The organism is Chryseobacterium sp. CBo1, from assembly GCF_001693475.1.
Lineage (GTDB): Bacteria > Bacteroidota > Bacteroidia > Flavobacteriales > Weeksellaceae > Chryseobacterium > Chryseobacterium formosense.
The window spans coordinates 1-19442 of the sequence record NZ_MAUH01000024.1; the positions used below are offsets into that span (position 1 = coordinate 1).

The window sequence follows — 19442 nt, forward strand, 5'->3', positions numbered from 1 at the left end:
AGTTTCGGCGACCGAAGGTCGCCGAAACCTTTTCATTTATAGAATTTGAATTGGTTTCTTAAATTCGTCAATCGCTACAAAAGTAAAATCTCCCACAATCGCCTTTTCTCTTTCGTAAGAATACATTTGTTCGGTATAGATCTCAACATTTACTTTCATACTTGTTTTTCCAACATGAGAAACTTTTCCGATCAGTTCTACAATTGTTCCTGCAGGAATTGGTTTTTTAAAATCGATTTTGTCGCTGCTTACGGTTACCACACGTTTTCTTGCAAATCTTGTAGCAGTGATAAATGCAACTTCATCCATTAGCTGCATCGCAGTTCCACCGAAAAGAGTGTCGTAATGATTGGTTGTGTTGGGGAAAACGGCTTTGAAAATTCGGGTTTCCGATGCTTGAATTCTTTCTTCTGTAGTCATATTTCATTATTAAATAAAGCGAAAATGAAATCGTATTGGAATCCACAGAATGATTCAGGAACACAAAGCTCCCGAAACTCATGAGATCAATAAACTTCAAATCGCGAAAGTTTTTGTCTAAAGAAAAAGGCAGGTCTCCTGACTTGTAACATCTTTATGCCTTCCCATGCTTTTGCACAGTGGTTTTTTATAAAGACTTTGGTTACTTACAGTTGCGCGACAGTTCGTGATTTTCACACGATTCCCTTTTAATCTGTAGTTAAACAGAACCGGTTTCCGGAAAAGTTTTAAGCGAAGCACAAATGCCTCAAAGCTTAATATTTTCGGATGCAAAAATAAGAATAATAAAATGAATTTTCGGAATTTATTCAGGGTTGGCGTAAACAATCTGGCTGATTGCTTTTCCTTCTTTTATTGTCCAGAAAGTAGTGTATCGATGCTCTTCGGATCCATTGATCATGTAAAGATAAATGTGGTCGTTATCAATGGCTGTTACACCCATGTTTTCAAAATCCATAGTAGGATTAAACATATTTTTGATGGCTTCTCTTACGAAAACTGAGCCTCTTCCGGGTTGCTGAACACGCACAGATTTAATCTCTTTTAAATCTTCAGGAAGTTCTTTTCCGATTCCCCAGGTTTTTTGTTTGTCGATTTTTACGATGTTTCCTTCCGCATCTTTTTCCTGTTTTTTGAATTTTGCGCTCGAAGGATAAATGTCAATCACAACTTTAGTTCTCTGGTTGGCAGGAATTTTAGAATTATTGTTATCCACAAAAGTGATTGATCTTCCGTTTTTAGAAAGGGTTGGAGTGAATTTTGGAAGCTGATCGATGAATGCAATACGGCCCTTATTCACCATACCTTCTTTGGTAAGACTGTCGTATCTCACAAAGGGTTTTGGAAGTTCTTCTTTTTCGGGATATTTAATCCAGATCCATTCCGTTTCTCCGGGAGCGGGCTTTACATAAACAAAAACATCACCTTTTCGCATTCTGATTTTATCGACGATTTTTCGGTAATCTTCCTTGTGTACACGTACCATCGCATAACCTTCTTCTGCTTTCACCACCCCAAAAGGAACTTTAGTTTGAGCGTTTAGCAGCACGAAAGAAAAAATACTGAATATCGATATATAGATTGCTTTGTTGATGAAAGTCATTATAAAAAATATTTATAGCTCAAAGATATAAATTAAATATTTTTTGGCAGATAATTAAACCGTTTCAATTCATCCAAATCTTTGATTAATTTAAGATGACCATCAGAAAGGAGAAAAATATCATCGGAAATAGCTAATACATCATGATATTGATGGTCGGAGATAATAAATCCTTTGCTTTCTGTCTGTTGTTTGATGATTATTTTTAGTTCAGTAACAATTTTAGGAGATAAACTGTGAAATGGCTCATCCAATAAAATAAATTCTGCTTTCGAGTAAATAATCAGTAATGCTTCTAAAACTCTAAGTTCTCCACCAGAAAGTGTTTTTGGAGTGTTATTTAAAAAAGGTTGAACTAAGTTTAACTGAGAGATTTTATCGGCATTTTCTTTATCACAAAACAAAGGTATAAGATTTTTGATCTTTATATTTTTAGGCAAAAAAGAATATTGCGGAAGATAAGCGATTTTGTTTTTCCGGTCAGATTGCTTCTGCAAAATGGTATTGTTAAACTTAATATATTGGGTATTTCCTTTCAGTGTTCCGAAAATAATCTGGAATAATGTAGATTTTCCAGAACCATTTCTCCCTAAAATTCCTGAAACTTTTCCGGTTTCAGATCGTAAATAAACATCTTTCAGAATGTCTTTTTCACCATACGACTTTGTAATGCTGTCAATATGAAGTGTACTCATAAAAAAGCGGCAAAAAATTTTAATCCAATCGCTAATCCAATTGTAATGATCCATAAATTCAGCTTTGAGAAACCAAAATTTGTATAAAAATGGTACTCGTTTTTAAATCTTAACTCATAAATAAAATAATGAAGCAAAGGGAATATCAAAAGAAAACACAGGCTGAAATTCTCTAACGTCAGTCCAAGCTGAAAAGTCAGGAACAAAGAAAACAAAATTCCGGGAATGAGAAGTTTTCGATAAAAAATCCACAATATTTTAAGGTTAATAAGCATTTTTCAAAATTACTGTAATATTTACTCACTTTTATTGGAATATTTTAATTTAAATGATTTAATTTTAAACCTATCTATTTACAAATAAAAAATATGATTAAAAATTTACTCTGTTTATTCTTTTGTTTATTCGCTTTTACTTTTTATCATTCAATAAATAAAGCTGAAAATGATGAGTTTTTTTGTAACACACTTGCACCGTTAAATGTGACTGTAACAAACATTTCTCATACGGAAGCAACAGTAAGTTGGGCAAATGATCCGGCTACACCAAATTACACGGTAGAGTTTCGACCTGTAGGAAATTTTGCATGGATGTCATCAACGATCCCGACTAACCAAGATTTTTATAAGCTTACTGGTTTAATGTCCTGCACCGCTTACGAAGTCCGTGTTGCTAAAATTTGCAATAATCTTCCGGGAACATGGTCGACTATTGTAGTATTCAATACTTTGTCGCCAAATGGTTGTGCTTCTGCATCTACAGATACTGCAATTATGCACATTTCAAACGTTACTTTGACACCGGCTCCGGGATTGGGATTATCAACGATGGTAAGTAATTCTTCGAATTCAAATTATACAGATTACAGACCCGATCCTACTAGAAAAATAAATTTAGTGGCGGGTTCTCTAAACAATGTGGTGTCTGTGACAAAATCAGGCCCTGTATTTCCTGCAACTGCTAATGTAACGGTATGGATTGATTATAATGCTAATGGTCTTTTTGAATATAGCGAAAGAGTTCTCATGGGAACCAATGCAAACCCGACCTACAGTCTTTCTTTTAACGTTCCTGCCACAGTTCCAAAATGTGATGTTACAATGAGAGTAGTGTATTCCAATGTGACTTTAGCAGACGGATGCGGTAGTTTCGGGTACGGTGAGGTTGAAGATTACGGCGTTCATTTTACGGCAAATAATCTGAGTGTAGATGAAGTTAATGATCATAAAGAAATATCAATTTATCCTAATCCGACATCAGATATTCTAATTGTTTCAGGGATTTCTTCTGAACAGAATTACACAATTTATAATGCAGTCGGACAGAGCATCAGTAAAGGCAAAACAAATGACAAAAAAACCAATGTTAATTATTTAATCAAAGGGGTGTATTTTATTGAGCTCAATGGAAAAGAAAATAAAGTCAGGTTGAAATTTATTAAGAAATAAATAAAAAAAATAGAGCGTCATATTTGGGCGCTCTATTTTTTTTAAAATGATTTTAATCGTTTCTTAACTTTGCTTTTACATTATTCTTTTGAACTAAATTTCTAAGCTCCCGAATCTGATCTTTTGTAAAATATTTTTTAGGAATCATATTCATCGTGGTTTTGCTTTGATAAATCAGAAACCAGTCTTTATTTTCTTTTACTCTGTGGACTGTTTTCCAGGTAAACTCTCCGTCAAATGTTTCTCCTGTTGTATGAATTTTCTCCTCAGTGAAAGTGTAGGAAATCTTTTCCTGAATTTTTTTGTTGGAATAAAATGCATTTTTCAAACGGAAATAAGACCGTACCATCATAAAAACAACCACTATCAATAGCCAAATCACGGCAGACCTGAAAATTTCCCTTATATCGTATTCCGTATTGTATAAATTCAATCCCAAAAACACCAAGATAATCAATGAAAAAATAATCAGCCTTGGTAATGAATTTTTAAAATTGAAATTCAGAAAGTCCTTAAAAGTGATATGGGTTTCTACAGTCATTTCCCGAAATTAAATTCTTTCCAGCTCGTCTGCGTCAATTGTGGTTTTGAATGTTCCATAATTCACGATGACCTTATTTCTTGAGATTTTCTCAATCGTTCCTACACTTGTACTTCCTGTAATTCTTACACGTTGCCCAACTTTCATCCAAAGTGCGCGATCGGTTTTACGTTTTTCTTCAATCTTTTCGTTGGTTTCCGTAATTTTTTCAATAACGTCTTCTTTTTTCAGCTGCTGAGTAATTTTTCTCTTTACCACCTGAAGTCGTTTAGATTCGTCTTTATCTGCGCCGATTTTTCTGAATTTTTCCTGCTCCAGAATCTTCACAAAATCTTTCACAACATCTTTCCTCGATTTACCTTTTACATAGCTGTCTATAAAAGATTCGATCTTCGTTCCAAACTGAAGTTTACGATGTTCATCTTCATACAATTTCTGGAAGTTGAATAATTTCTGCTGAAGCTGCTCGTTCAGTTTTTGCAGATTATCGCGTTTGTCTTCTACCGATTCTTTTCTTTCTGCAAGGTCAGATTTCAATTTTTCAACTTCATATTTTTCCTGTTGAAGCTTTACAATGGTTTTATCTAAATTCACAATGTCATGTTCCACCTTTTTCTTAGCAGAATGAATGATAAACCTTGGGATTTTATTCTTTTCTGCCACTTCAAACGTGAATGAACTTCCGGCTTGCCCTATTTCCAGCTTGTACATCGGCTCAAGTGTTTCTTCATTAAACAACATGGCTGCGTTTTGCGCATTCGGAAGCTGTTCTACCACCAATTTAATGTTGGTATAATGTGTTGTAATAATTGCAAAACTTTTTTTATCGTAAAAAAACTCAAGGAAACTTTCCGCTAAAGCTCCGCCCAATTCAGGATCTGAACCTGTACCAAATTCGTCGATCAATAAAAGCGTCTCAGCATCAGCTTCACGAATGATTCCACCCATTTTCTTTAACCTTGAAGAGTACGTCGAAAGGTGATTTTCAATAGACTGGTTATCACCAATATCGGTCATGATTTTATCAAAGAAAAACATTTCGGATTTTGGATGTACTGGGACAAGAATTCCGCTCTGAATCATCAGTTGAAGCAATCCTACAGTTTTCAGCGTAATCGATTTTCCACCGGCATTCGGCCCGGAAATACAGATAATCCTGTTATGTTCCGTAAAACTAAGGCTTTGTGGGAAAATCGTTTTGTTCTCTATTTTATTTCTCAGCCATAACAAAGGATGGAATGCATCTTTTAACCTGAGTGTTTTATGCCTGTTGATTTTCGGTAAAACTCCGTTGATGAGTTCTGCAAACTTTGCTTTTGCTCTCGTTAAATCCAGGTCAAAAATATACATCTGGTATCTCCAGAGTTGCGGTTGAAATTCTGCTAATTCTGCAGTAAGCTGTCTCAGGATTTTATCAATCTCCTTCTTTTCTTCCTCTTCGCTTTCTTTTAATTTAAAATGATGTTTAACCACAGAATCCGGCTGCATATACGTAATAGAACCTGTTTTTGAAAGTCCTAAAACTCTTCCTGCAACTCTTTTTTTATAAGCAGATTTTACCGCCAAAACTCTTTGGTCATCGATGATCGTTTCGCGAATGTCATCCAGAAAATCGCTTTGCCCGTAGTTGAATAAGGCTCTGTTGAAATTCTCGGTAATTGCTTTTTTAGCATGTTGAATTTCAGTTCTCAAACCTTTCAAAATTGGTGAGGCTTCACTTTTTACTTCCCCAAAACGGTTAAAAACTTTGTCAACTTTATCAATGATTTCTTTTTTAAATTCAAGCACAGAAACATCCTGAATCAATGTAGGGAAAGTTTCGGGCATGGTCGGGAAGAATTTCTGCAGCTTTCCGATTTGCTCCGTCAGCGTTTTTATTTTAATGAAAGCAACGTTTTCCAACCGGTAGTTTTCGATCAGCATTAATTTCAGTTCGCTTTCAATATCTTCATATTCATCAAACGGAATGGCGTTGGAACTTTCGAAGCTCGATAAATATTCGGAAGCTTTTTTCAATGAAAGTTCTGCTACGTCAATTTTCATCGGACGAAGTTCAAGGATTTTATTTTTTGTTTTCTGAGAATATGCAAAGGGAGAAATTTCCGCGAGCAATTGCGGAAATTCTAATTCGTCTAAATCTTCTTTATCTATATACACATTGCAAAGATAATTAATTTGAAAATGAATTAATTTGAGAATTTGAAAATGTATTTTTAAATTTTTGTGGTTGAAAGTTTATTATATTTGAGATATGAAACTGGAAACCAAAAGATTAATTCTAAAGCCTATTGACGAAAGCCACGTTGATGATATTTTAAAAATTCGAAGTAATAAAATCACCAATCAGTTTGTTAAAAGAATTCCGCCGAATAGCAACTATGATGCACTGGATTTTATTTTAACCATTAAGAAAAGAACAGCGAATAATGAAACTGTTTACTTTGGGATCACTTATGAAAATCAACAAAATCTTCTAGGAACGATTTGTTTATACAGGTTTTCTGAAGACCGAATGGAAGCTGAAGTTGGTTATGAATTGCTACCGGAATTTCATAGAAAGGGAATTATGTCAGAAGCTTTAACTTCGGTTTTAAATTATGGTTTTAATGAATTAAATTTGCAGACTATTTTAGCATTTACCAATAAATTTAATGAAAATTCAAAGTCACTTCTTTTAAAACATCAATTTATTTTGGAAGAGGGAAGAACTGATGACGGCTTTCCTGAAAATCTGGTTTTTAGTTTGAAGAAATAATGCTTCTTTTGTCATTTCGACGAAGGATATCTATTTTTGTTTTTAATCATTAAATTTGTATGATAAATTCTTTACGATGCTTCGCTTTGTTTAAACTGGCAGCTTGGCTTTAAAATTGAATTCTCAAATAAAACTCATTCTTAAATTTTCAAATTGAATTTATGACCTGGACAGAAATATTAGCCCCGATAAAAAACACGTCCTATTTTACCAACCTTTGGGAAAAAGTAAAGCAGGAATATGCAACGACGAAAGTTTTCCCGCCGAAAAATCAGATTTTCAGAGCGTTAGAGATTACTCCCTTTGAAGATGTTGAGGTCGTAATTATTGGGCAAGATCCTTATCATAATGATTTTCAGGCAAATGGTTTATGTTTTTCTGTTTCGGAACAGGTGACAGCTCCGCCTTCGCTTAAAAATATTTTTATTGAATTAAAAAATGATATTGGAGTGGTAAGAAGCTCAAAAGAGCTGGATGACTGGGGGAAACAAGGGGTTTTATTATTGAATGCTACATTAACGGTTCGTGCTCATTCACCGAATTCGCACAAAGATTTGGGCTGGGAAAAATTCACGGATTTTATCATAAAAGAAGTCTCAGATAAAAAAGAAAATGTAGTTTTTGTCTTGTGGGGTGCTTTTGCACAGAAAAAAGCCGAACTCATCGATCCGGCTAAACATTTTATTTTAAAATCTGCACATCCGTCACCATTTTCTGTTCACAGAGGGTTCTTCGGAAGCAAACCTTTTTCAAAAATTAATGAATATCTTGCTTCAAAAGGAAAGAAACTTATTTCGTGGTAGAATTTGCCTGACTGCTTTCTTTGCTGATGATAATCCCAATCTTATATTTCCCAGAAAGTGATTTTGCTCCTTCCTGCGAAGTCGGGTAGGGCGTAACTTCTTTTAGGGTAATGTTGTATCCGTTAAAAGATTGTGTCTTGTGGTAATTCTTTCCATTGACTTCTGCTGTCGATAATTGTAAAATCATTGGTCTGCTTGTAGTACTCATAAATTCTACGTTGGCAACAGCAACTCCCGCCCAAATGCATTGTGTTCCTTGCGGACAACGGCTGTCTTCTGCAATATTTTTAAAAGTGACGTTGGTCTGAAATTCTTTGATGAATTTATTTTCTCCTTCGCTGAAATAAATGATCTCACCATTAGTGTTTAGAGGTGATTCACTTTTTATACTATCCGTATTTTGAGCTGTGGCTTCTTTTTGAGCCTTGCAATTTATCAGGCTTATTAAGCCAAAACCGAAAAGAATACTTTTATACATTTCTTATAATTAAATTACATTAACGACATCTAAAATTACTACCAAAAGCATGGCAATACCAACCACGAGACTAAATCCTGTTCCGTAAATAAAACCGATAAAAGCACCTTTTGTAGATTTTAAAGCTTTATTTATGTCTTTGCTGTCATGCAAGAGTTCTCCGATGAAAACTCCGGCAAACATCCCTACTAAAAACCCAAGAGGAATTGGTAAAAACATTCCTACAATAGTCCCGATTACCGATCCGATGCTTCCCCAACGTGTTCCGCCATATTTTCTGTTTGTTTTTGCGGGGATCACATAATTTAAAACTGCAGAAGCGAGTGTCAAGATTACAAATGTCCAGATATACAGCATGGAGAGATCAGAGTCTGTCCCGTATTTGTAAATTAATAATCCTGCGAGACTCAGAACAAGTCCCGGTAATACAGGTAAAAAAGTTCCTAAGATTCCCAGTATAAGTAAAATAATACTGAGAAAAGTTATTACTGAATGATCCATATGTATTTAAATAAAAAAGTGACCTTAAAAAGCCACCTTTTGTTTATCAATTTTTAAGCCGATTTTTAAAGATTTAAAATAACATACTGAAGAATTACTCCGGCATTCCCGATATTTCCTGTCGCATGATTATGGAAGCTTGTGTAGTAAATGTATCCACTGTTTGTAGATCCTGAACAAGGTCCTACTGTTGCACCTAATGCTACTAAGTAAGGAACGGCAGCGGTAGGTACAGAAATGCTGATCTGAATATTTCCCGGTAAAGTAATGCAAACGGTTGTGAACGTTGTATTTGGAGCGTTTCCAATTGGTGTATTCGGAGTTCCGCTTGTTGTAAAATGATTGGTTCTGATCATTAGTGCGTTATTCGAAGAAGTTTCTTTTACCAGAACTTCCCAATAAGCAGGATCATAGTTTACGATTTTCTGCCATGAACCTAAATCGAAATCAATATTCAATGTGTTGAAACCTAATGCTGTAGATAATCCCGCATTGCTTACTGTTGCCGGAACAATACCTGAGCTTCCTGTGTTTGTTGAGCATAATTTCGAATCAGGAACAAATCCTCCCGGAAGCATACAATTATTGGTATTGTCCGTTCCGCCAACCAAATACGAAACATCCCAGTCTGAAGCATAAATACTTCCGCCATTAGCTACAAAAGTTGCAAGATTAGCATCGATTGCAGGATAAAGTGATTGGTTTAAAGAATAGTTTCTTGATCCGCAATTCAGAAAGATAATATCATACTGAGCGATTGTAGTAATGTTTGCGAGATCTGCATTTGTAATTTCGGTTGCGGTATACCCTAAATTCTGGATAATATCTTCAATTTTATCATAGCTTCCTTTTACATAAGCAATTTTTGCAACCTGGTTCAGTTTGGTCTGATTAGCATTTAAATTGGCCGTTTCGTTATGTTTTACCGATGTTGAAATTTCTGTACGGAAATTACTTCCGTCGCCTGTCTGAATGTGAATCGTTCGGTCACCAACAGGAGCTTCAAGGGTAAAATTGCCGTCGGCATCAGAAGTGGTGTAATAAATCTTATATTTTTCGTCAAAAGTAAAAACAGAAGCTCCTCCAATGGGTTTGCTGCCGTTCTGAGACATTACTTTTCCTGAGAGTTTGCCGGTTTTTACGGTATTGTCAATGGTGACTTCTGCAGGTGTTTCAGAGTCGGATCTACACGATCCGAACGATAAAAGAACAATAAAAATCAAGAGTAAGTTGAATTTTTTCATATAATTTAGTTTTTGGAGTTTTGAACTACTAAATTAATAATTTCATTGTTAGTTTAGTTTTATTTTTGAATCAAATTTTTAAAATCATTGAATTAATTTTAATTTAAATGGTTTTTATTCTTATTTTACAGGGGTTGAAGTGAACCTTTATTTTATTAAATTTGTTTTAATGAAAGACGAAATAAAAGATACCAAAAGTTTTTTTCAGGAAATCAGCGAGCAGCTTTATATTTACATCAGCAAGATTTCTCCTGCTGGTCTCGATTGGGTATTTCATATTATTGTGAAACTGGGGTTACTGGTAGCCATCTTCCTGTTTCTGGATTTTATATTCAAAATAATCATCAATTATACTTTTCGTTTTTTTCATAATGAAAACAGGTTTCCTGTTCTGAAATCTATTTACCAGTCTAGAATTACCAATTCTGTTGCTCATTTTATTGCGCTTGTGATCATTGGTTCACTTCACGAATCTATATTTGTAGGAGCATTAAAACAGACTACGATTTTTATTATACGATGTGTGAACTTGGGCTTGGTTCTGGTTCTTGCAGGGATGTTGTACAGGTCGTTGACTGCTTTCAGAAATTATTTTACGATACAGCAGGATTATTATAAGGTAATGGCTATTAATGCAATCTCCGAAACGGTAAAAATATTAGGAATATTCTTGTTTACGATTGTGAGCATCTGTGTGATTTTCGGGATTAAAGGAACAACAATTGTCGGAAGTTTAGGAGCTATTACGGCAGTTCTGGTTTTGGTTTTCAGAGATACAATTTTAGGTTTTGTAACGGGAATTCACGTGGCAACCTCAAAAAGTCTGAAAGTCGGTGACTGGATCGGCATCCCAAAATACAATATTGAGGGAAATATCTTAGACATCAGCTTGTTGACAACGAAAATTTCAAATTTTGATAAAACAATTTCGTCAATTCCCACTTATGATTTATTGACAACGGAGATCAAGAATCTTCAGGTAATGTCGGAATCAAATACGAGAAGAATCAAAAAATCGATTTTCTTTAATATCAATTCTTTTAAATTTTTGAGTATTGAGGAAATTGAACGTTTGAAAGAAATAAATCTGATCTCCGATTATCTGAAAGAAAAAACCTCAGAAATCAATCAGGAAAAAGAATCCATAGAGCACAACGATAAGATTATCAACGGAAGACAGTTGACTAATATCGGGGTTTTCAGATATTACGCCCAAAAGTACCTTGAAAATGATCCTGAAGTCGATAAAGACAGTCCGATCATGGTTCGTCAGCTTGAAATTACTCCTCAAGGATTGCCTTTGGAGGTCTATTGTTTTGCAAATGACTCTCAATGGGTACGTTTTGAACAGATTCAGGCAGATATTTTTGATCATTTATTGGTGGCTTCCAAAGAGTTTGATCTCCAGATTATGCAGATTAGCTTAAAAGTCTAAAATCTTTGGCGATCATGCGAAATAATACATCACACCAAAATGTTGAGCTGCTCAATCTGATGATGCTTTTGTTGGCTGCTGTGGTTTCGTGCGTGCTTCCTTTTGATACTTTTCTTTTTTCATACGCTGTATTAGGGCCGCTTCATTATCTTACAGAATTGCAATGGCTGAAGAAAAAAGACTATTTTCTTCCTCAGAAAACGGTAAAGCTATTCGTTTTTTTGTCAGTAGCATTGGCGTTTTTTTTATTTTTAAATTACATCAGTATTTTTAATTTTTATACATGGAATAATGGTGTATTTATAGGCATTTTTTTATGTGTTTTTTTTATTATAAGTCTTTATTTCATCTTTACCGTTAAATCAATTGCTTTAAAAAGTGTGATGATTGGTCTTTTGATTTCATGTGTCGCCTTATATTATTTTAAACCGGGAATCATTATCTTTTTCGGGCTTTTTATTCCAACCATTATTCATGTGTATGTATTTACGGCAGTATTCATGATTTCGGGGTATCTGTTAAACCCAAACAGATTAAGCTTGTTGAGTATTGTTTTACTTTTGGTAATGCCGTTCCTTATTTATTTTTTACCGGTAGAAACTTTGGCTTTAGAAATATCACAGGCTAAAAATATATTTAATCTTACAGGTTTTAAACTCATCAATCAATGGCTTGTTTTTCTTACAGGGAAAACGGAAACCGAAATTCTTATTATTAAAGTCCAGATTTTTATCGCATTTGCTTACACTTACCATTATCTCAACTGGTTTTCCAAAACTTCTGTTATAGGATGGGCTCGATCTTTAGAGCCAAAAAAGATGGTTTTAGTTGCAGCGATTTGGATTTTATCAATAGCTTTGTACCTGATTAATTATCAAACCGGTCTGATGTTGCTTTTTGTATTAAGCATGATTCATGTATTGGCGGAGTTTCCACTCAATGCAATATCCTTCAGAACCGTATTTCAAAAATTGTTTTCTAAATGACAAAACTAAGCGTAAACATTAATAAAATTGCTACTCTGAGAAACGCAAGAGGTGGAGAAATGCCGAGCGTTACAGAAGCAGCAATAAAAATTCAGGAATTTGGCGCACACGGAATTACCATCCATCCGAGACCTGATGAAAGGCACATTACCCGAAAAGATGTGTACGATCTGAAACCTTTGGTTACTACTGAATATAATATTGAAGGAAATCCTCACCGTGAATTTATTGACATGGTTTTAGAAATAAAACCGGAACAGGTGACGTTGGTTCCCGACGCAGATGATGCGATAACTTCAAATGCGGGTTGGGACTGTGAAAAAAACATGGATTTTCTGAAATCTGTCATCGCAGAATTTAAAAATGCAGGAATCCGAACGTCAATTTTCTTAGATCCAAACCCTGAAATGGTAAAGTTTGCTGCAGAAACCGGAGCAGACAGAATTGAACTCTACACGGAAGCCTACGCATCAAACTATTCCAAAAATAAAGAAGAAGCAATCAAACCTTATTACGAAACAGCTGTAAAAGCTGCGGAATTTGGTTTGGGAGTGAATGCCGGTCATGATTTAAGCTTAGAAAATTTAAAATATTTTGCAGACCATATTCCAAATCTTTTGGAAGTTTCCATCGGACACGCTTTAGTTTCTGAAGCATTGTATATGGGAATGGAAAATACGATTCAGGCGTATTTGAAGAGATTGGCGAAGTGGTAGAATTTGATTATATTTGATATATGAATTCTGAAATTACCATCAAAGACTTTTCTCAACATCTCTTTTGGGACGTGGATTTGGCAACTTTTGATCTTGAAAAGCATCATGTACACATGATTCAAAAAGTTTTAGAATACGGAAAAATGTCTGATTGGAATTTATTAAAATCATTCTACGGTTTAGATAAAATAAAAGAGGTATCATTAAATTTGAGAAGTCTCGATGCAGTCACACTCTCTTTTCTATCCACAATTTTCAATATTGATAAATCTGAATTCAGATGTTACAAACACAGACAGTTAGTACAGAATTACTGGAACTCCTAAATAATATAATGAAATCAGATTTTTTTTCTGATTTTATTTTGGTTGGAGGGACAGCTTTGGCATTACAAATTGGTCATCGAAATTCTATAGATATAGACATGTTTGGGAATTCTATAATCGATGAAGATGCTTTCATTGATGAGCTTAATAGGTTTGGTAAGGTTGAAAAACTTCAAAAGACCAAAAATATTCTAATTGTTTCAGTCAACAATATCAAAGTAGATTTTGTAAATTATCATTATCCTTTGCTTGAAGATTTTAAAAATATTGATGGTGTGAGAATGGCCTCCAAAAAAGATATTGCTGCTATGAAACTTAATGCTATTTCTGGTAGAGGTAGCAGAAAAGATTTTATAGACTTATTTTTTTTATTAAAAGAATTTTCACTTGAGGAGATGATAAAGTTTTATGATGACAAATATGAAGACGGTTCTCATTTCTTGATGATTAAAAGTCTGACATATTTTGAAGATGCTAATTTTCAGGAGAGTCCGGAAATTTTTGAAAAGTTTGATTGGGAAAAATGTAAGCAAACAATCACAAAAGAATATTTAAAATTGATGCTTTAATTAATTTAATGATTTTATAATCTTCAGATTCTCATAACTGATTTTTTAAAAACAAAAAAATGGAAATTTTACATTCAAAAATATTTGGCGAAAATCTTTCGTCAACACCACTTTTAGTATTTCACGGTTTGTTTGGAATGCTTGATAACTGGGGAAGCTTCGGGAAAGAATTGGGCGAATTTCTGCCGGTTCATTTAATTGATTTAAGAAATCACGGAAGAAGTTTTCACTCAGAAAATATGTCGCATGATGATTTGGCAGATGATATTGCCAATTACATGAACCATTACGGAATCGAAAAAGCTCATGTTTTGGGACATTCTTTAGGTGGAAAAGCCGTAATGCAGTTTGCTGTTAATTACCCCGAAAAAGTTGAAAAATTAATCGTTGTAGATATAGGCCCAAAAGCCTACCCGCCACATCATCAGGGAATTATTAAAGCTTTGGAAACAGTGAATTTTGATGAAATGAAATCGAGAGGTGAAGTTGAAACAGTTTTAACGCAGTATATTCCTGAAAAATCGACGATTCAGTTTTTAGCAAAAAATCTTTATTGGGAAGAAAATGGAGATTCTAAAAAATTGAATTGGAGGTTTAATTTGAAAACACTTTCTGAAAAATACAATCAGTTTGTATCGAATGCAATAAAATTTGGAGTTTTTCAAGGTGAAACTTTATTTATTGCCGGAGAAAAATCAAATTATATTTTACCTCAGGATGAATTTTCTATAAAACAGCAGTTTCCAAAAGCTCAGTTTGTAAAAATTAAAAATGCAGCGCATTGGGTTCAGGCAGATAATCCTGTTGGTTTTGCGGTTGTGATTAAAGATTTTTTAGGATTATAATCGATTAGCAGTTAGTGAATTATAAACGTTAAATTTTTCATAAAGAGTACCTCATTGTTTTGTTGATGATTAAATAATTTCTAATTTAGACTCAACTAATCAATAAAAATATTTCATTATGGAAAAGAAAAAATTAAAGAAACCGTTCTTTGCATCATTTTTAGAAAATCAGATCAAAGACACCAAAGCGGTTCAAGGTGGAGCTTCCGCAACCGGGATTACTACACCACTGAAAGATACGGTTACAAAACCTGCTTATGATCAGCAACAGACAATGAAATATCCGTCTGATGGTGACGAAAGCGGAGTTTAATACCGCCTCAATTTAGAGCATATTAACAATTTATATTGGAAGGAAACTTAGACGTCAAGTTTCCTTTTTTATTATATTTATAACATGATTCTCTGCATCACTCATTCTCAGGATTTTTATAATATTGACCTCTTTTTTGACTACCTTCAATCGAAAAATATTCCTTTTTTTCGGCTGAATTCTGATGGTCTGAGTCATCAGATGAAGTTAAATCTTACAGATGATTCATTTATCATAACCGATGAAGCAGGAAATAAGATAAACTCCAAAGATATAAAAGCAGTTTGGCATCGCAAAAGCTGGAATATTGCTATTCCGGAAGATCTTGATGAAAATTATGCAGCTGTTTTTCTTAATGAATACGAAAGTCTGCGTTTCAACCTTTTTACAGCTCTCGAGCATCTTCCATGGATAAATCCTTTGCAGGCTGAAAGAAAAATTGAGTCTAATAAAATTTTACAGCTTAAACTTGCTAAAAAAAATAACTTAATAATTCCCGAAACGCTGTTTTCAAATGATGAAGAAGCAGTGAAGGAATTTTTTTATCAATTTTGTCACGGTAAAGCAATTGCAAAACTTCACGGAACGATTTCAAAATCAATGAACGGTCAGGAAATGATTTCAACCTTATTGTTTGACGAAGATAACCTTGAACAGCTTTCTGATATTGCAGTTTGCCCGATGATTTTTCAGCCTTATATTGAAAAAGAATATGAGCTGAGAATTGTCTATCTTAATGGAGAGTTTTTCACAGGGAAAATCAATAATAAAACTCATACAGACTGGCGAATTTCTCAAACAGAATTTTTTTGGGAACAATATAATCTTCCTGAAAGTATCAAAGAAAGTTTAAACTTAATGATGAAAGAAATGGGTTTAATTTTCGGAGCCATCGATATGATAAAAAGTACCGACGGAAATTATTATTTCCTGGAAGTCAATCCGCAAGGTGAGTGGGGAATGCTTCAGAAAGAATTAAATTTTCCGATTGCTCAGAGAATCGCAGATTATTTGATAAACAGAATACACACCAATGAACAATAAAATATTAATCATCACGCATACACAAGACAGTTTTTCACTCGAAAAAGTCACGGAATTTATTGTTGAAAATAAGTTTGAAGTCATCCGTTTTGATGTAGACTTATATCCGCTAAAAAATCAATTGTCCACCGTTTTCGAGAACGGAAAATGGATTTCTTATCTAAAAACTGAAGATCATAAAATTCGTCTTGATGATATTTCTGCGGTTTGGTATCGAAGAGCGTACAACATCGGAACAGGTTTGAAAGAAGAATTGGAAACCAAATTTTTCGGCCCTGCAATGGGTGAAATCAGACACACTCTTTTCGGATTTATGGAATCTCTGGATTGTTATTCTTTAGGAAAACCGAGTGTTTACCGCAGAATCGACAGCAAAGAAGAGCAGCTTAAAATTGCCTATAAATTAGGATTCAAAATTCCGGAAACCTGCATTACCAACGATCCTGAAGAAGCCAAAAAATTTATTTTGGAACATCAGAATGTTGTAGGGAAAATGCAGACGGGATTTGCGATTTATGAAGATGGTGTTGAAAACGTTGTCTTTACGAATGTGATTGACGAAGAAAGTTTAGAAAGATTAGATTCACTGGTGTATTGTCCGATGCAGTTTCAAAAGAAAATCGAAAAGAAGAAAGAACTGAGAATTACAATGGTCGGACAGGAAGTGTATGCTTTCGAAATCGATTCACAGCAATCGGAAGACGGAAAAACCGACTGGAGAAAAGATGGTGTCAATTTGATTGACAAATGGAAAAAAACAAAAATTCCGTCATCAATAGAGCAAAAGCTTTTGAATTTGCTTGATGTTTATCATGTCGATTATGGCGCAGTAGATATGATTGTTTCACCCGAAGATGACTATTATTTTATTGAAATTAATGCAGCCGGCGAATTTTTCTGGCTCGATAATCTTCTGGATGATCATGCCATTTCGAAAAGCATTGCCGATGTTCTTTGCGGAAAAGTTCCGAGAAGGAATAATATGGTTTTAAAATAAACTTTCAGTGGCGAAGATTACCTTTTACAGACAGCTCGATTCGATGGATTGCGGACCGACCTGTCTCAGGATTATTACCAAATATTTCGGGAAAAATTTTTCTGCGGAATATCTTCGCCTGATTACGTTTCAGTCAAGAACAGGAGTGAGTTTTCACGATCTGATCTCTGCGTCTCATGAACTGGGTTTTGAAGCTCTTGCAGTTGAAACCGATTTTGAAAAACTGATGTCCGAAGCACCCAAACCTTGCATTCTTCATTGGAGAAAAGAGCATTTTGTAGTTTTGTTTCCGCAGGAAAAAAGTGATAAAATTCTCATTGCCGATCCCGAATATGGCAAAGTTCAGCTTTCCGAAGATGAGTTTAAAACCAATTGGCTTCAGAATAATGAAACAGGAAAAGCTCTTTTACTGGAACCCACTCAGAATTTTTTCGATAAAAAAGAAGAGAAGGTTCAGGAAGGTTTCAGCTTTCTTTTTTCTTATTTAAAACCTCACAGGAAATCGTTGGTTTTATTGATTTTCACGTTGTTTTTAACGAGTATCATTACCCTGGCTTTTCCTTTTTTAACCCAGAATTTAGTAGATAAAGGAATTAATTCAAAAGACAAAAATCTTGTCTTGATGATTATCGCTTCACAGATTTTTCTCTTTTTGGGAAACAGTTTTATGGAACTCATCCGAAGCTGGATTATGCTGAAAGTCAATACGAAAGTTAATATTAAACTCATCAGTGATTTTATAGAAAAACTGATTAAGCTTCCGGTTTCTTATTTTGAATCTAAAAAACTGGGTGATATTCAGCAGCGAATTTTAGACCATCAGAGAATCAATTCTTTTCTTTCAACCAATACGCTTTCGATTCTTTTTTCATTTTTAAATCTTATCGTTTTTTCGGTGGTTTTAGGAATTTATAATTTGGTTATTCTGTTGATATTCTTTGTGTTGAGTTCGCTTTCTGTAATTTGGATTTCAATATTTTTAAACCGAAGAAAAGCATTAGACCAGAAAGAATTTGTTTTAAACAGTAAAAATCAGAATATTCTGAACGAAATGGTTTTTGGAATGTCTGAAATTAAAATCAATCAATCAGAAAATTTTCAAAGATCAAAATGGGAAAACTTACAACATGAAGTTTTTGAAAGAAACAAAAAAGCACTAAAACTTTCACAATATCAAATGATTGGTGCAGGTTTTATTTCTCAGCTTAAAAATATTCTGATTACAGGATTTTCTGCTTTTGCAGTAATCGACGGAAATCTTACTTTGGGAATGATGCTTGCGATCAGTTTTATTGTTGGTCAGATGAATTCACCTTTTGATCAGCTTTTATATTTTATCGAAGTTTCTCAGGATGCTAAACTGAGTCTTGAAAGAATTTCTGAAGTTCATACAAAACCGGTAGAAAATACAAATCAGGAAATCACAGAAATTAAAAAGAACAATGATGTAATTCTTCACAATGTCAACTTTGGTTTTGGAGAATTTCCGATTCTTAAAGATTTAAATGCAATCATTCCGCAAGGAAAAGTGACGGCAATTGTCGGTGAAAGCGGAAGCGGAAAAACCACACTTTTCAAACTCCTTCTCAGATTTTACGAACCGGATTCGGGTAATATAAGTTTTGGAGGAAGTTTACTTTCCGATATTTCGCTAAATCAATGGCGAAATATTACAGGAACAGTTTTGCAGGAGGGTTTTATTTTTTCTGAAACCATCCGAAGAAATATAACGCTCAAACAAGATAATATTGATGAAAATCTGCTGAACTATGCCGTAAAAGTTGCAAATTTGCAGAAGTTAATCAGTCAGTTTCCACAAGGTTTAAATACAGTTGTCGGAAATGACGGAATTGGTCTGAGTACAGGACAAAAACAGCGAATTTTAATTGCGAGAGCCATCTATAAAAATCCTGCTGTTTTTCTTTTGGATGAAGCAACAAGTGCTTTGGACGCGCAAAATGAAAAAGAAATCATGGAAAACCTTTTTGAGTTTTTCAAAGGTAAAACGGTGATTGTCATTGCGCATCGACTCAGTACCATAAAAAATGCAGACCAGATTCTGGTTCTTCACGACGGAAAGTTTGTGGAAAACGGAAATCATTCGGAGCTGCTTGAAAAAAAGAATTATTATTATAATTTAGTCAGTAATCAAGTTGGAATTTAA

General features: G+C 34.3%; 21 protein-coding genes and 1 riboswitch. Of the genes, 13 read left to right on the top strand and 8 right to left on the bottom strand.

The features are described from left to right. Nucleotides 1-36: 36 nt before the first annotated feature. The 3 genes from BA768_RS13545 to BA768_RS13555 all read right to left on the bottom strand — a co-directional run bounded on the left by BA768_RS13545 (nt 37) and on the right by BA768_RS13555 (nt 2277). Nucleotides 37-420, bottom strand: a complete 384-nt coding sequence (locus tag BA768_RS13545) for an acyl-CoA thioesterase (protein WP_034674277.1) — start codon at nt 418-420, stop codon at nt 37-39. Between the two features lie 110 nt (nt 421-530). Next, nucleotides 531-709: riboswitch (cobalamin riboswitch) on the bottom strand. A 75-nt stretch (nt 710-784) separates the two neighbouring features. Then, nucleotides 785-1582, bottom strand: coding sequence for a hypothetical protein (locus BA768_RS13550; RefSeq protein WP_228388428.1), 798 nt, complete (start codon nt 1580-1582; stop codon nt 785-787). Nucleotides 1583-1614: 32 nt separating this feature from the next. Then, a complete protein-coding gene (locus BA768_RS13555) occupies nt 1615-2277 on the bottom strand; it encodes an ATP-binding cassette domain-containing protein (protein ID WP_065721189.1) in 663 nt (220 codons plus the stop codon). Between the two features lie 482 nt (nt 2278-2759). Between BA768_RS13555 and BA768_RS13565 the strand changes: the two genes are divergently transcribed. Beyond that, the gene (locus BA768_RS13565; protein WP_165601792.1) at nt 2760-3725 is read left to right on the top strand and encodes a GEVED domain-containing protein; all 966 of its coding nucleotides are present in this window, start codon (nt 2760-2762) and stop codon (nt 3723-3725) included. Between the two features lie 52 nt (nt 3726-3777). Here BA768_RS13565 and BA768_RS13570 read toward each other — a convergent pair whose 3' ends face one another. After that, complete coding sequence (locus tag BA768_RS13570; RefSeq protein WP_065721192.1) at nt 3778-4266, bottom strand: YcxB family protein; 489 nt, start codon at nt 4264-4266, stop codon at nt 3778-3780. Nucleotides 4267-4275: 9 nt separating this feature from the next. Beyond that, entirely contained in the window at nt 4276-6423 is a 2148-nt protein-coding gene (locus tag BA768_RS13575) for an endonuclease MutS2 (protein ID WP_065721193.1), read from the bottom strand. Between the two features lie 94 nt (nt 6424-6517). On the opposite strand from BA768_RS13575, the gene BA768_RS13580 reads away from it, so the two are divergent. Next, entirely contained in the window at nt 6518-7021 is a 504-nt protein-coding gene (locus BA768_RS13580) for a GNAT family N-acetyltransferase (RefSeq protein ID WP_065721194.1), read from the top strand. Nucleotides 7022-7182: 161 nt separating this feature from the next. Beyond that, nucleotides 7183-7824 carry a uracil-DNA glycosylase gene (locus BA768_RS13585; protein WP_065721195.1) on the top strand — a complete coding sequence of 214 codons (642 nt, stop codon included), beginning with the start codon at nt 7183-7185 and terminating at the stop codon, nt 7822-7824. On the opposite strand, the gene BA768_RS13590 is transcribed toward BA768_RS13585, so the two are convergent. The 3 genes from BA768_RS13590 to BA768_RS13600 all read right to left on the bottom strand — a co-directional run bounded on the left by BA768_RS13590 (nt 7811) and on the right by BA768_RS13600 (nt 10047). Next, the gene (locus tag BA768_RS13590; RefSeq protein WP_065721196.1) at nt 7811-8302 is read right to left on the bottom strand and encodes a hypothetical protein; all 492 of its coding nucleotides are present in this window, start codon (nt 8300-8302) and stop codon (nt 7811-7813) included. The genes BA768_RS13585 and BA768_RS13590 overlap by 14 nt on opposite strands. 9 nt (nt 8303-8311) lie before the next feature. Beyond that, nucleotides 8312-8803 (bottom strand): DUF456 domain-containing protein, encoded by a 492-nt coding sequence (locus BA768_RS13595; protein WP_065721197.1) that lies wholly within the window; start codon nt 8801-8803, stop codon nt 8312-8314. Nucleotides 8804-8868: 65 nt separating this feature from the next. Beyond that, nucleotides 8869-10047 carry a carboxypeptidase-like regulatory domain-containing protein gene (locus BA768_RS13600; protein WP_065721198.1) on the bottom strand — a complete coding sequence of 393 codons (1179 nt, stop codon included), beginning with the start codon at nt 10045-10047 and terminating at the stop codon, nt 8869-8871. Between the two features lie 169 nt (nt 10048-10216). Between BA768_RS13600 and BA768_RS13605 the strand changes: the two genes are divergently transcribed. The 10 genes from BA768_RS13605 to BA768_RS13650 all read left to right on the top strand — a co-directional run bounded on the left by BA768_RS13605 (nt 10217) and on the right by BA768_RS13650 (nt 19442). Beyond that, nucleotides 10217-11482 (top strand): mechanosensitive ion channel family protein, encoded by a 1266-nt coding sequence (locus BA768_RS13605; RefSeq protein WP_065721199.1) that lies wholly within the window; start codon nt 10217-10219, stop codon nt 11480-11482. 14 nt (nt 11483-11496) lie between these two features. After that, nucleotides 11497-12468, top strand: coding sequence for a hypothetical protein (locus tag BA768_RS13610; protein WP_065721200.1), 972 nt, complete (start codon nt 11497-11499; stop codon nt 12466-12468). Further along, nucleotides 12465-13184, top strand: coding sequence for a pyridoxine 5'-phosphate synthase (locus BA768_RS13615; RefSeq protein ID WP_065721201.1), 720 nt, complete (start codon nt 12465-12467; stop codon nt 13182-13184). The genes BA768_RS13610 and BA768_RS13615 overlap by 4 nt, the downstream gene beginning before the upstream one ends. A 20-nt stretch (nt 13185-13204) precedes the next feature. Next, nucleotides 13205-13510, top strand: coding sequence for a DUF6922 domain-containing protein (locus tag BA768_RS13620; RefSeq protein ID WP_065721222.1), 306 nt, complete (start codon nt 13205-13207; stop codon nt 13508-13510). Nucleotides 13511-13518: 8 nt separating this feature from the next. Beyond that, a complete protein-coding gene (locus BA768_RS13625; protein WP_228388429.1) occupies nt 13519-14079 on the top strand; it encodes a nucleotidyl transferase AbiEii/AbiGii toxin family protein in 561 nt (186 codons plus the stop codon). Nucleotides 14080-14138: 59 nt separating this feature from the next. Continuing rightward, entirely contained in the window at nt 14139-14924 is a 786-nt protein-coding gene (locus BA768_RS13630) for an alpha/beta fold hydrolase (protein WP_065721203.1), read from the top strand. Nucleotides 14925-15042: 118 nt separating this feature from the next. Further along, entirely contained in the window at nt 15043-15237 is a 195-nt protein-coding gene (locus BA768_RS13635; protein ID WP_034674310.1) for a microviridin/marinostatin family tricyclic proteinase inhibitor, read from the top strand. A gap of 84 nt (nt 15238-15321) precedes the next feature. Next, complete coding sequence (locus BA768_RS13640; RefSeq protein ID WP_065721204.1) at nt 15322-16281, top strand: MvdC/MvdD family ATP grasp protein; 960 nt, start codon at nt 15322-15324, stop codon at nt 16279-16281. After that, nucleotides 16271-17278, top strand: a complete 1008-nt coding sequence (locus BA768_RS13645; protein WP_065721205.1) for an MvdC/MvdD family ATP grasp protein — start codon at nt 16271-16273, stop codon at nt 17276-17278. Before BA768_RS13640 ends, BA768_RS13645 begins: the two co-directional genes overlap by 11 nt. A gap of 7 nt (nt 17279-17285) precedes the next feature. Then, the gene (locus tag BA768_RS13650; RefSeq protein WP_228388430.1) at nt 17286-19442 is read left to right on the top strand and encodes a peptidase domain-containing ABC transporter; all 2157 of its coding nucleotides are present in this window, start codon (nt 17286-17288) and stop codon (nt 19440-19442) included.